Here is a 12,253-nt window from a genome sequence, read left to right as displayed (position 1 = left end):
CTTGCCGTAGAACCTGGAGCTGGCGAGCACCCCAGGGTACCTGTTTCCGATCTAACGTAGTGCTCGAAGCACTTAGACTGGTCAACTTTGGGGCTTTTTCAAGCCCCTCGGTCTTTAGCCGAGGGGTGGTTGACCGATATCTGTGTCATCTGTGTCATCTGTGTCATCTGTGTCTGTGTAATTAATATCTGTGTCATCTGTATCTGTTATAGTCGCATCTTTTTTGTTGGATATGATTTTGCTATTTTGATTGTCTTGCCGACTGATGATTTTGCTACTTTGATCGTCTTGCCGACTGATTGATGAAGATACACCAGCGTTCATATTGACCTTGGTGTCATATGAAATATTTGAAGCTTCTGTTTTTGCCACATCCTTGATGACATCCAGTATTTTCGCATAAATTGTCATAATTTGACCCGAATCGGCTTGAGTATTGTAGGCCATTTCATTTAACCGGTATAACAACTCCCTTGCGAGAAGCACATATGAGACTCTTCCAGTTAAAGGCAAGTCCTCGGAACCTTCACTGATTGAGTCTGTCTCTTTTTGGCTTCCTCCAACGTTCAAAAATGTTAACGCTATATTTGCATCATCATCATAGGAAAAGGCCGCATCAGGGGCAGCCTCCGAAAGAACCCAGTACCTGTCGCCATGTTTTAATAAATGAACTGCCCTCAGATCAGCAGTGTAAGATAAAGAATGCGCATTCTTATCAATTTGAACATGATGAGGTTTAGGATATTCCATTGATGAGCATCCATTAAAAATCAAAATACTTAACACAATAAACAAAAACAAAAATACTTTATTTATTGTATCATTCTTGTTCACAACGCGCAGGCGTTTTAGGTTGTTTTTTTTCATTTATATAGCCGATCCGATCATATCATATGCCTTGATGCTGAAATTGAGTTTTTAATATTTTAAAAACAATATGTTAATAATTTAAAATATTATCACTCAACCACAGCCGTTTTTGGTCTGAAAGAGACGGGATATTGACTCTCTTTTATCATAAAAATGGGCCTTGATCATCATTTGGACCACCGTGTAGGTTGGGTTGAATGGGTTGAACGAAGTGAAACCCAACATTTTGTATTTGTTGGGTTTCGTTCCTCAACCCAACCTACCTTCCACGCATTGGCCGAAACAATGATCAAGGCCTAAAAATGCTGTAAATTTTCAAACTTCTACGCATTTAGGTTACACTCTAATATTTTAGTCCCACCAACTTTTGTCTTCAGGGCCAGTTGGACCATTCCCATATGCTTTTGACGGAATTTTAGATACTATCAATTTTTCCACTCTACCTCGTGGATCAACACACCATTTTCCTGCAACACAACTTTTCCGAGGAATAGTGCGAGATACTACTTTATGGACCACCTTATCACACCGGGTTTGATTGCTTGGCCCCCACTGCCCTTTATAATAGTACCAATCGGGTGTGGAGACTTCTATTCCTGAAATATTTTCAACTGCAATCAAAGAAATGCGCTGAGATGTATCGTACCTTATTCCATTTTCATCACAATCATTTCTTAATCCGCCTCTTACAGTGAAGACACTTTTACATACTTTTTTGACTAGAATATTAATACATGCTTCGAAATGTGTAACAAAAGATGAAGTTAAATTTGAGCCAGGTTTATAGTAAGTAGCATGGCCATTTCTGGAGGAATAGACAACAGGATGACCTTTATCAAAAGTCATGTGGTCCTTCATTTCCGTTTTTGTCAAAATTTCTGCGTCACCATGCTGATATATACATATTTCTTGGATATTAAAATTATCATCATTTAATTTTACTATGATATGTTCCCAGTCCCCCTGATGTTCTCCAAAAGGGGCTAAACTTTGTCTGCGGAAATTTTTTAGAGACGTATGAATATTAAGACTGCCCGCGCCATTATACGGATAAAAGAAAAAATATTGTATATATAGTGAGTTATCTTTATGCTTAACCCTTACATATGTTTTTGATTTTTCAATATTTCCCCGGATAATATGAGTGTCTGTGATTTTTAAATGGTGATTTTTATCAAGATTTTTTAAATTCTGTTCGCTTGCTTTACCTAATCTGCTTTTGCCATGATATAAATCGGTTGCTTCTAAATAATCATCAACATTACCAGGCCGGTAATGATCATCAGAGTGCAAATATACGATCGGTGCATTTTCTTTTATAACCATATTCAATGCTTCGTTTGAGATATTAAAAGCCGATTCGCTATCTGGACTTTTTGGTATCTTCGGTATCTTCGGTAGCTGTATAAAATAATCATAAGAAGAATCAAAAGACAATACGCTATTTGTTTGAAAAACAAACAACCCCAGAATGACAAGTAATAAAACTTTTTTTTGCATTTTTTTCCCTTTCAGTAAATGTTCTGACCCTGAGAGCCAAAACGTGGATTAATTTCAGAGAGCATTAACTACTTAGCGTCCTCACACAAATTTGAAAGCCTGTTCTTAGAAAATTTGGAAAAATTGAACGGTAACGATTTAAGATTGTCTGTTTCCAAATGCATTTGTAACTTTTCTTTGGAATGAGAAATAAAGCAAATAACATGCCATAATTTTGTTCAGTATCACTTGAGGATCCAGCTTTTTGTCAAATCGTGTAAAAATACTGGGCTATATAGTTACCAACTCCATAGAGAAATATAGAGATTGGTCTTAAACAGGTTGATTGACTGTCAGCGGCGAACCACCTATCTCTCGAAGCGTATAGCTCAGTTCTAACCTGTCGGATGCACTACGAGCATCCGGAAACCGCTTAAAACAAAAACGGTTTCATTTTGCGAAAATCTGTTAAGTCCTTTAGCTCAACATCTCCAAAACGTTTGGCTATGTTTTTGCCAGCATTAACATTCGCATTATCGATGTAATAGGCGTATTTTGCTCTATTGTCAACTATTTTATGTTATATTTTATATGGAACTTCACGATACTATGATTTTCGGCATCCTTCATTTACCAGTTTACACTTTTTGGAGCAAGCACCCTATTTTTTATCAATCATTCCCCCAAAAAGTGTAAAGTAAAGATGATGATACTGGTAAAAGAGTCTTAATTTTACTATTTTTTGTTATTTCTTGATTTTGTTTTATAACCTGGGAAGAAGTGAGGATTGGATGAAACAGGCAAAATGTATCGCTGCCCTGGGCACAGGGTCTGATGTGGGCAAAAGCGTGGTGGCCACAGCCCTTTGTCGGATTTTTTCCGACCAAGGGTATAAGGTGGCGCCTTACAAGGCCCAGAATATGTCCAATAACTCCGGGGTTACCCCGGAAGGCCTTGAAATGGGTCGGGCCCAGATTGTCCAGGCCGAAGCCGCCCGCATTGCGCCCCATGTGGACATGAACCCGGTGCTGCTTAAGCCCGTGACCCAGGTCGGCTCCCAGGTGGTGTTGCTGGGAAAGGTGCATAAAGATCTGTCCGCTGCTGAATATCACCGGGAAAAGGCAAAGCTCTGGGATACGGCCTGCGGTGCCCTGGACCGCCTGCGCGCCGCCTATGATGTGGTGATGCTGGAAGGGGCCGGTTCCTGTGCTGAAGTCAATCTCATGGCACGGGATATCGTAAATCTGAAAATGGCCGCCTATGCCAAGGCGCCTGTGATTCTCACCGCTGACATTGACCGGGGCGGGGTGTTTGCCCAGATCGTGGGGACCCTGGCGTGTTTGAATAAGGCTGAACAGGATTTCATCGCAGGCTTTATCATCAATCGGTTCCGGGGCGATATTGCTCTGTTTAAAGATGGTGTGGACTGGATTGAAAAAAAGACCGGCAAACCGGTTTTCGGCGTATTGCCTTGGATGAAGCATCATATCCCCAATGAAGACTCTGTGGCGATCGAACATCCCGTGGCAAAAACTGATCCTGCCCAAACCCCTACAGTGCTGGTGGTGCGTACCCCTCATATCGCCAATTTTACCGATTTTGATGTCCTGTCCCAAGTGGAAGGATTGGGTGTGGATTTTGTTGAACATCCAAGGGACCTGTCCGCTTATAAAGCCGTAATCCTGCCTGGTTCCAAGAGTACTCGCAGCGACCTGAACTGGCTTGCCAAAACCGGATGGACCCCCAAAATTCAGGCTTACGTTAAGAACGGCGGCCATGTCCTGGGCATATGCGGCGGTTATCAGATGCTGGGCACAAAAGTCCATGATCCCCAGGGTCTTGAAGGCATGCCGGGCGACACCGACGGATTGGGGCTTCTCCCCCTTGAAACGGTTCTCAAAGCCCCGAAAACCACGACCATCTCCCGGTTTGAATGGGATGGCGCTCCGGGTCTTGGTTATGAAATTCACATGGGCCGGACAGCTTCGGACAAGGCCGCAAACGACGGCCTGTTAGACGTAAAAAAAAGAAATCAACAGGCTTGCATCGATTTTGACGGGACCATGGCCGACTCGGGCCGGGTCATGGGTACCTACATGCACGGTTTTTTTGATTCGGCACCCATTTTGAAAAAATGGCTTTCTCTTTTGGGCTTAAGCGAACTTGACCCCCCGGAATCCTGCGGCCTGCAGGGCCGGGACAGGCAGTATGATATGTTAGCCAGGCATTTTGAGAAACATGTGGATGTGGCCGCTATTATAAACGCCATGGGCTAAGGGATGCGGAAATTTTTATAGTATAATGAAAATAATTATTTTCATTAATAGGAATATATACTATATAACACAAATAAATATTTGTGTTATATATGGGTGTTGCTTATGAACGATTCGTTTTGTAATAATGTACTAAATCAGCTTGGGCAGCGTCTGAGGCAGGCCAGGTTGGTGCGGGAAGACACCCAGGCGGATTTTGCATTCAGAATCGGCGTTTCTATTCCTACGCTGCGCAAAATGGAGACAGGCAGTCCCCAGGTGTCCATCGGCACCTGGGTAAACGCGTTGGATATTCTTGGTTGCATTTCTGACATGGATAAGCTGATTGCACCTAAAGAATCGTTGGCAGAACGGTTTGAAATTCAACAAAAGTATGCAGGCCGACAACGCGTCAAACGGAGCAGGTAATGCTGAAGCTCAATGTTATGATAACCCTTCATGACGGTCGGCAGTTGTTTTGCGGTGAAATTTTTACTACCACACCTGATGCCCGGGGGCGGATTCAGGGATCCTTCCGGTATACAAAAGAGTACCTGTCAAATGCGGATGCGTTCCCCTTGATCCGGTACACTTGCCTTTAGGCACTAAAGCGCTGATTAGAAGCAATGACGGTAGGCAGTGGATCGCAAAATTTCCTAAACTCAATGACCACTATCATGTTGAAGCAATTGAAGCAGCAACCCTTTGCTTGGCAGACAATGCCGGCCTGAATGTGCCCAATTTTTTAATCCGAAAAGCCGGCAATCGAGGCGTCCTGCTTGTGGAACGGTTTGATATGACACCGTCCTGCGGTCGCAACCACATGATCAGCATGCAGACCTTACTGGACGCTGACGGATATTACAACTTGTCTTATTCGGATATGTTTGTGATTATCAATAAATTCAGTAGCAAGCCCCGGAAAGATACAGATGCGCTGTTCCGGCAAATGGTATTTAATGCCGCGATTAGCAACACAGATGACCACCTTAAAAATTTTGCCATGCTTCATACCGAATCCGGATATTGTCTCTCCCCGGCCTATGACTTGGTCCCGGATATTTATCATAACAGGGAGCATTGTTTATCTTTTCCCCAGGGGGCTGGGAGATTGCCTCCGGACAGAAAAATTCTGGAAAGAATCGGCAATGTATATAAAGTGTCAAATCCGGGCCGAATCATCGGCGAAATTTATCAATCCGTGTCTCGTTGGCAAGATATATTTGAAGAATATGACGTTCCCCAAAAGGATATCCAGCGGCTTGAACCTGCCATCAGCCGTGGGTTAAGCCGATTGGACCGTAAGGGTTAATTGTCCGCTATGGACATATCAGGACGTACCGGAGGGCATTATTTTACGAAACCTTTGGTGCTTATTAACAAGTGACGATAATTGTCAATAATCGTTTTTCGGTTCGTCAATATATAACAGCGATGGGCTGAGTTCCTTTAATCAACACCCAAGCCCATCTGCTTCTTCATCGGCAGCGATTCACCTGTCAGAGTGGACCGGCCAATTTTCATTTGTATGAAAACAATCCTTTACCGCTGTGGTAAGATTATCTACCGCTGCGGCGCCGCCGGACGCCGGGCAGGGGTATTGATTTATTCATAGCGCTTATATTCCAGATCCCTTTTGACCAGGAATATGGAACAGGGCATTTTTCGAATCAGTTCCCGAATGTCTTGACCCATCAGCAGATGTTCAAGATAACCCTGCTCATGGGCTGTCATGACCATTAAGTCAATATTTTTTTCTGAAATGAATTTTGTGATTTCCTGCACAGGTTCCCCCTGCATGATGCTTTCCTGGATGGCCAATCCTTCGGTATCTTCCGCCTTGATATAATCCTGAAGGTCCTTGCGGGCATCCTCAAGTATTTTTGTGAACTCGTCCTTTATAACCTTGGCTGAGGATATGGGCAGACTCCAGCCTTCAAGCCCAAAGGGGTTGTGTACGATATGGGTGACAAAAAGTTCCGCCCCGTAATTGCGGGCGAAAGAAATGCCCCACTGAACGGCTTCAAGGGCCTGTTTCGTTCCCATGGATACAACGAGAATACGTTTCGGATGTTTCATGTTTGATCTCCTTTATTTTATGGTTTTGTATATTAGAGGAATCTTTAATTGCCGATTTCCTTATTCATGGCGCTTGCCGGTAAACACATGGATCGACCGGTCTTTCTCTTTACCGATTGCCGGATCATTCGGGGCGTTTTCATCCCAGGCAATCAGGGCTTCCGGGTCCGTTACCACGATCACCGGGCATCCGGCACGGAAGGCGGTCCGTTCCACGGCACTGCCGGCATACCATTTTGCGCCCTCTTTTTTTGTGTGGGACCCCAGAATCGAAGAGTTCTTTTTCAACAAGTTCCTGATACGCCGGCGAAAAATTGATCTCCTCGTCTGTTTTAAAATCCTTAATCAGGTGCCGGTTGTTTTCATGGGAGGATTCCGCTACATGGAGAATGTTGAGCCTGGCTTGATGGGTTTCGGCGATTGCTGCAGCGCCTGTCACCACCGGGTCCTCGACGCCCACAAGATCTGTCGCTGCTAAAATATGCTTAAACATAGTCCTCCTTTTTTATTGATTGATTTATTTGTGCATCAGGCCCTGTGCCTGTTGCTTGTGTGCTTTAATTTTTCAGAGCATAAGGGGCAAAATTTTTAAAAGACATGCATCCATGGATGCTTCGGTATTTACTTTTAAATGACGGTCCGTCTCTATTTTTTGAATGGGTTCAAACCGATTTTTAAATGATTGAAAATGGGAAATCCGCGCATCGGATGTTGTGTTCCGGCCATTTCTCATGATCAATCTTTCCTGCAGAACAGCATCCGGTACCGTACATTCGGCAAACACGATGCCGGCGCCTGATTTCGCAGCCAGGGAAATTACTTGTTTTCGATATTTTTCCCGGCCGAAGGTGGCATCCAACGCCACGGAATTGCCTTTTGAAATCTCTTTTTCCGCCAGCGATAAAAGCGTGTCATAGGTTTGTCTGGTGGCGGTTTCGGAGTACATTCCTTTTTCAAAAGGCATGTTCTCGGGATCGGTCGGCGCGGCTGGAAATATTTCTTTCCGGACCACATCCGAATTGATGGACCGGATATTCAGCGCCAGGGAAAGGGCTTGTGCCAAGGTACTCTTTCCCGATGCCGGCATGCCGCAGACTACCCAGATCCCGGGCCTGGAGAAGCGCTCTGCATAACGGTCTGAAAGGGCAAGGTATTTTTTTGTCTGTTCCAAAAGTTTCTTGCGTTCCTGTTTGCAGACATCATGCGCCTGCAGGCGGATGCAATTAACCTTAAAGCGTACCATGGCGCGGTAGCATTTATAAAAATTTATCAATACATATACTTCCGGATCATAACGATAGCCTGCATAGGCTGAAAGAAGCGTTTCAGCTAAATCTGAAAACCCCAGAAATTCCATATCCATGGTCAGAAAAGCCAGGTCCGCACCCACGTCCAGATACCGGAACCGGTCATTGAATTCAATACAATCAATGATCTGAATCCCGGTATCTGTAAAATAAATATGCCCGGTTCTTAAATCCCCATGGCAATCCCGGAACCATTTATGTTCCATGCGGCGAAAAAATAAAGGTTTTTGCCGGTCTAAAAAAGCGATTGTTTTTGACCATACCGACTGAAAACAATCGCCGTCAAACTGCGATCCGAGCAACGGCTGGGTTTGTTTAAAGTTTTCATCGCAGTTTTGCCGGATTGTTTCAAAGGCCGCTTCCATATCGGGCGGCTTGTCGGCGGTATCGGAATCGTAAAAATCGCACAGCTTCATTGCCAGGCGATCCATATCCTGATGACCGATCTTTCCGGATCGAAGCAACTGTTTCATGGAATCGGTCTCAGACAGTTTTCGCATCTTTACGGCATATTCAACAACGGCTCCGTCGCCGTCTATATAAAACCGGTCCCCTTTTTGTGTGATTTTCGTCACACCCAGGTAAACGTCATTTGTCAGCCGGCGATTCAATGCCACCTCACGGGTGCAAAAATGTCTGCGTTTTTCAAGGGTGGTGAAATCAAGGAAGTTCAGGTCCACGGATTTTTTTATTTTATAAACAACGTCACCTGCCAGAAAGACCATGGAAATATGGGTTTCACAGACCGTTACGCTGTGGACGGGGTGGGGATAAAATTCCGGATTCCACATTTGTTTAAACAGCGTTTCCTGACGAGTCGATTCTTTTATCTTCATTGATTTTTCCCGTTTAGAAAATTTTAGATAGTCTTGATTATAACACAAATACAGTCAAATACAATGTTATCATATTTTAGATAACTGACTGGACAAACGTATGCGATATTGATTATATTAACAGCATCACTCGTAGCATGGGAGAATAGATCTTTAATATTTATGACTTCATTATTTCTAAAAAGAGTGAAAAATATGAAAAATCAGAATATCAAGAAATCCATCCACAAATTATTGAAATTTGCCGGCATCACCGTTAACGGAAATAATCCCTACGACATTCAGATTAAAAATGACCGGCTTTACCGGCGGGTAATCCATGAACCTGCGCTGGGTCTTGGTGAAGCCTATATGGATGGCTGGTGGGAATGCCGCGCCCTGGATCAGTTCATGGCAAAAGTGATGTGCGCAAATCTTGCGGAACTATTGAGAAAAGAATGGCAGATCAAATGGGATCTCTTAAAGTCAAAGCTTTTTAATCAACAGTCTTCCAGGCGGGCGTTCATGGTGGGTAAAACCCATTATGATATCGGCAATGAGCTTTATCAGGGCATGCTGGACAAACACATGCAGTATACCTGCGGATACTGGAAAGATGCCGCCACCCTTGATCAGGCCCAGGCGGCGAAACTCGAGCTGGTTTGCCGGAAGTTAAAACTGGCGCCCGGTATGAAAGTACTTGAGCTGGGATGCGGTTTTGGCGGGTTTGCCCACTATGCCGCAACAAATTACGGCGTTGACGTGACCGGATACACCGTTTCCAAAGAGCAGGCTAAATTTGGAAAAGAGCTGTGCCGGGGGCTTCCCGTTGACATCCGGCTGGCAGATTACAGAACCGCCACCGGAGAATATGATCGGGTGATCTCTATCGGTTTAATGGAGCATGTGGGGTATAAAAATTATGGGACTTACATGAAACTGGCCAACCGGTTGCTGAGGGATGACGGCATGGCCTTTGTTCATACCATTGGTAGCAATACCAGTTGTTCTGCCTGCAACCCGTGGACTGCAAAATATATTTTTCCCAATGGCATGCTTCCCTCCATTGCCCAGTTGGGAAAAGCCATGGAAAACCAGTTTGTCATGGAGGACTGGCATAACTTTGGAGAAGACTACGATAAAACGCTAATGGCCTGGCATGAAAATTTTAAACAGGTGTGGCCCAAGCTTAAAGATAGATACAGCGATCGGTTTTATCGCATGTGGGAGTTCTATTTATTAAGCAGTGCCGGCGGATTCAGGTCACGAACCATGCAGCTATGGCAGATTGTGATGACTAAACAGGGGACGCCGGCGCCCTGCTGCCGCGTTATGTAAGAGACAAGAGACAAGAGACAAGAAACAAGAGACAAGAAGGTGAAGCGCCTGTGGCGCTCGATTTAAACAGTCTTCGACAATAGGTTGGGAGTGGTATGATTGAGAAGGAGATCATTATCGTCGGAGGCGGTCCTGCCGGTGCCGCCTGTGCCTGGAAGTTGAAGCAAAGGGGCATCACGCCCCTGGTGCTGGATAAAGATTCTTTTCCCCGTCCCAAGGTTTGTGCCGGATGGGTAACCCCTGACGTATTCAGGCTTCTCGAATTTCAAGGGGGTGATTATCCCTACACCTTCAGTCAATTTGACCGAATTTATTTTCATCTGTTTGGTATAAAAATTCCTGTGCCCACCCGTCAATATGCCGTCAGGCGATATGAATTTGATGCCTGGATGATCTCCCGCGCCCGTGTTCCGGTTCACACCCATTGCGTAAGAAATATCATTCGGGAGAACGGCTTTTATATCATTGATGACCAGTATCGATGCCGGTATCTCATCGGTGCCGGCGGTACCCACTGCCCGGTTTACAAGACGTTTTTCAGTGAAAAGCGTTCTCGTCCCACCAAGTCTCTCATTGTTGCCGTTGAAAAGGAATATCCATATGATATTTCTCATGATCAATGCCATTTGTGGTTTTTTGATCATGGACTGCCCGGCTATGCCTGGTATGTTCCCAAGGGGAATAGCTGGTTAAACATCGGCATTGGCGGAAAATTCCACAGGTTGAAACAACGGGAACAGAATATCATGGAACAGTGGCATCATTTTACAAAGGCCCTTCAAAAAAAGGGGTTCATAGGAGAAAAACCACCCGGCCCCAAAGGTCACAGCTACTATTTCCAGCATGGTCCGAAAAATTACCGACAGGACAATGCCTTCATCATTGGAGACGCGGCAGGACTTTCCACCCTGGATATGGGAGAGGGTATCCATGGCGCTGTTTTAAGCGGTATCCGTGCGGCAGATGCCATTGTAGAAAACAAACCGTTTGCTTTGCCGCACCTGGCAAGGTTCAGCCTGCCGAAAATATTGCTGCCTGACTGATACTCAGATACTCTTTCCAAAAGCGCAGTTGGGAAACCGGCAGGTGGGGCAGTTCCGGCACAACCCGCCGTGACAAAGGCGTGCCAGTTCGCGTTTCCCAGGACGTTCTCCGGCCATGACCCGGGGAAGTATCAGGTCAAATATGGTGGTGCGGTGATACAACCCGCAGGCCGGCACTCCCATGATCGTGGTCTCAGAGCTATAGCCCAAAAGAAACATGGCCCCGGGCAGCACAGCCGATGAATAATGGACGTCATCAAACCCGGCGGCCTCAATAGATTCCCGGGTGACATCATCGGGGTCCACGGACATGCCGCCGGTGGTGATGATCAGATCGGTCTCCTTGGCCATGTAATCCCGGATTTGAGCAGTGATGCGCTCCCGGTCATCAGGCAAAATAGTCACCTCAAGCACATCGGCCCCAAGCCGGGCGGTTTTTTTTTCCACAATGGCCTGGAACCGGTCCTGGATCAGGCCGTCATACACCTCATTGCCGATGATGGCCAGGCGGATTTTCAACGGGTTGAACATTGAAACGGAAAAAACGGGATAGGCGGATTTTGCAAGGGCTGTGGCCTGGTCGAGTTTTGCCCGGTCTATGACCAGGGGGATGGCCCGGGTGGCGGCCAGGCTGTCGCCTTTGTTCACGGCGGTATTGGTATGGATGCCGGCGCACATGACATCGTCCAGCATGTTGAATTCCGTCAGTGCGTCCACATTCACCCGGAACAGCCCTGGATATCCCGCATATAACTCCAGCTTGCCTTCGCTGGGGGTGGCGGAAAATTCAACCCCCGGTCCGGCCAGGGCCGATGCAAGTTCAAACACCGCCTCATCTTCATGTACCTGGGTCTCATCGAGATCCAGCACATAGAGGTGCTTTTTCCCCATGCGCATGAGCCGGCAGATGTCTCCGGCCTGGACCCGGTCTCCCCGTTTAAAGGCCGGTCCCTTGAATTTGTCGGGAACGATTTCGGTCATGTCATGGGCAAGGGTCATGCCGCAGGCGTCCTGGACAGGCACGGTTTTAAAGAGTGGGTGTTGTGGGTGCAGCTGTTTTTTCATGG

12 protein-coding genes and 1 pseudogene are annotated in these 12,253 nt (G+C 45.8%); 6 read left to right on the top strand and 7 right to left on the bottom strand.

Annotated elements, in window-relative coordinates; all coding sequences use genetic code 11:
• Window positions 1-114 precede the first annotated feature (114 nt).
• A complete protein-coding gene (locus HXW94_RS03360; protein ID WP_178365475.1) occupies window positions 115-867 on the bottom strand; it encodes a hypothetical protein in 753 nt (250 codons plus the stop codon).
• Between the two features lie 354 nt (window positions 868-1,221).
• Complete coding sequence (locus tag HXW94_RS03355; protein ID WP_178365474.1) at window positions 1,222-2,370, bottom strand: Vps62-related protein; 1,149 nt, start codon at window positions 2,368-2,370, stop codon at window positions 1,222-1,224.
• A gap of 770 nt (window positions 2,371-3,140) precedes the next feature.
• Here HXW94_RS03355 and HXW94_RS03350 point away from each other — a divergent pair.
• The 4 genes from HXW94_RS03350 to HXW94_RS03340 all read left to right on the top strand — a co-directional run bounded on the left by HXW94_RS03350 (window position 3,141) and on the right by HXW94_RS03340 (window position 5,916).
• Window positions 3,141-4,625, top strand: a complete 1,485-nt coding sequence (locus tag HXW94_RS03350) for a cobyric acid synthase (RefSeq protein WP_178365473.1) — start codon at window positions 3,141-3,143, stop codon at window positions 4,623-4,625.
• 105 nt (window positions 4,626-4,730) lie between these two features.
• Window positions 4,731-5,033, top strand: a complete 303-nt coding sequence (locus HXW94_RS03345; RefSeq protein WP_178365472.1) for a helix-turn-helix domain-containing protein — start codon at window positions 4,731-4,733, stop codon at window positions 5,031-5,033.
• Window positions 5,033-5,206, top strand: a complete 174-nt coding sequence (locus tag HXW94_RS19390; RefSeq protein WP_246293711.1) for a hypothetical protein — start codon at window positions 5,033-5,035, stop codon at window positions 5,204-5,206. The genes HXW94_RS03345 and HXW94_RS19390 overlap by 1 nt, the downstream gene beginning before the upstream one ends.
• Entirely contained in the window at window positions 5,197-5,916 is a 720-nt protein-coding gene (locus tag HXW94_RS03340) for a type II toxin-antitoxin system HipA family toxin (RefSeq protein ID WP_246293710.1), read from the top strand. The genes HXW94_RS19390 and HXW94_RS03340 overlap by 10 nt, the downstream gene beginning before the upstream one ends.
• 293 nt (window positions 5,917-6,209) lie before the next feature.
• Here HXW94_RS03340 and HXW94_RS03335 read toward each other — a convergent pair whose 3' ends face one another.
• From HXW94_RS03335 to HXW94_RS03325, 4 genes and pseudogenes are all read right to left on the bottom strand, one after another.
• Window positions 6,210-6,683 (bottom strand): universal stress protein, encoded by a 474-nt coding sequence (locus HXW94_RS03335; RefSeq protein ID WP_178365471.1) that lies wholly within the window; start codon window positions 6,681-6,683, stop codon window positions 6,210-6,212.
• A gap of 60 nt (window positions 6,684-6,743) precedes the next feature.
• A complete protein-coding gene (locus tag HXW94_RS19385; RefSeq protein WP_246293709.1) occupies window positions 6,744-6,971 on the bottom strand; it encodes a hypothetical protein in 228 nt (75 codons plus the stop codon).
• A gap of 85 nt (window positions 6,972-7,056) precedes the next feature.
• Window positions 7,057-7,176 (bottom strand): annotated as a pseudogene (locus tag HXW94_RS20065) (universal stress protein); the annotation flags it as partial.
• A gap of 72 nt (window positions 7,177-7,248) precedes the next feature.
• Window positions 7,249-8,826 (bottom strand): bifunctional aminoglycoside phosphotransferase/ATP-binding protein, encoded by a 1,578-nt coding sequence (locus HXW94_RS03325; protein ID WP_218576546.1) that lies wholly within the window; start codon window positions 8,824-8,826, stop codon window positions 7,249-7,251.
• Between the two features lie 195 nt (window positions 8,827-9,021).
• Here HXW94_RS03325 and cfa point away from each other — a divergent pair, with 195 nt between their 5' ends.
• Together cfa and HXW94_RS03315 are read left to right on the top strand one after the other, a co-directional pair.
• Complete coding sequence (gene cfa / locus HXW94_RS03320; RefSeq protein ID WP_178365470.1) at window positions 9,022-10,143, top strand: cyclopropane fatty acyl phospholipid synthase; 1,122 nt, start codon at window positions 9,022-9,024, stop codon at window positions 10,141-10,143.
• A 95-nt stretch (window positions 10,144-10,238) separates the two neighbouring features.
• On the top strand, window positions 10,239-11,186 hold the full coding sequence (locus HXW94_RS03315; RefSeq protein ID WP_178365469.1) for an NAD(P)/FAD-dependent oxidoreductase: 948 nt from the start codon (window positions 10,239-10,241) through the stop codon (window positions 11,184-11,186).
• A gap of 3 nt (window positions 11,187-11,189) precedes the next feature.
• Here HXW94_RS03315 and HXW94_RS03310 read toward each other — a convergent pair whose 3' ends face one another.
• Entirely contained in the window at window positions 11,190-12,251 is a 1,062-nt protein-coding gene (locus tag HXW94_RS03310) for a molybdopterin-binding protein (protein ID WP_178365468.1), read from the bottom strand.
• Between the last annotated feature and the right edge of the window lie 2 nt (window positions 12,252-12,253).

Source organism: Desulfobacter latus (assembly GCF_013389365.1).
Taxonomy (GTDB): Bacteria; Desulfobacterota; Desulfobacteria; order Desulfobacterales; family Desulfobacteraceae; genus Desulfobacter; species Desulfobacter latus.
This window is presented reverse-complemented; position numbering and strand designations above follow the sequence as displayed.

Bases quoted from the DNA above. Each gene is read 5' to 3' on its own strand.
- HXW94_RS03325 (WP_218576546.1), bottom strand. From the start codon at position 8,826: ATGAAGATAAAAGAATCGACTCGTCAGGAAACGCTGTTTAAACAAATG.
- HXW94_RS03345 (WP_178365472.1), top strand. From the start codon at position 4,731: ATGAACGATTCGTTTTGTAATAATGTACTAAATCAGCTTGGGCAGCGT.
- HXW94_RS03355 (WP_178365474.1), bottom strand. From the start codon at position 2,370: ATGCAAAAAAAAGTTTTATTACTTGTCATTCTGGGGTTGTTTGTTTTT.
- HXW94_RS03335 (WP_178365471.1), bottom strand. From the start codon at position 6,683: ATGAAACATCCGAAACGTATTCTCGTTGTATCCATGGGAACGAAACAG.
- HXW94_RS03310 (WP_178365468.1), bottom strand. From the start codon at position 12,251: ATGAAAAAACAGCTGCACCCACAACACCCACTCTTTAAAACCGTGCCT.
- HXW94_RS03350 (WP_178365473.1), top strand. From the start codon at position 3,141: ATGAAACAGGCAAAATGTATCGCTGCCCTGGGCACAGGGTCTGATGTG.
- HXW94_RS03360 (WP_178365475.1), bottom strand. From the start codon at position 867: ATGAAAAAAAACAACCTAAAACGCCTGCGCGTTGTGAACAAGAATGAT.
- HXW94_RS19390 (WP_246293711.1), top strand. From the start codon at position 5,033: ATGCTGAAGCTCAATGTTATGATAACCCTTCATGACGGTCGGCAGTTG.
- HXW94_RS03315 (WP_178365469.1), top strand. From the start codon at position 10,239: ATGATTGAGAAGGAGATCATTATCGTCGGAGGCGGTCCTGCCGGTGCC.
- cfa (WP_178365470.1), top strand. From the start codon at position 9,022: ATGAAAAATCAGAATATCAAGAAATCCATCCACAAATTATTGAAATTT.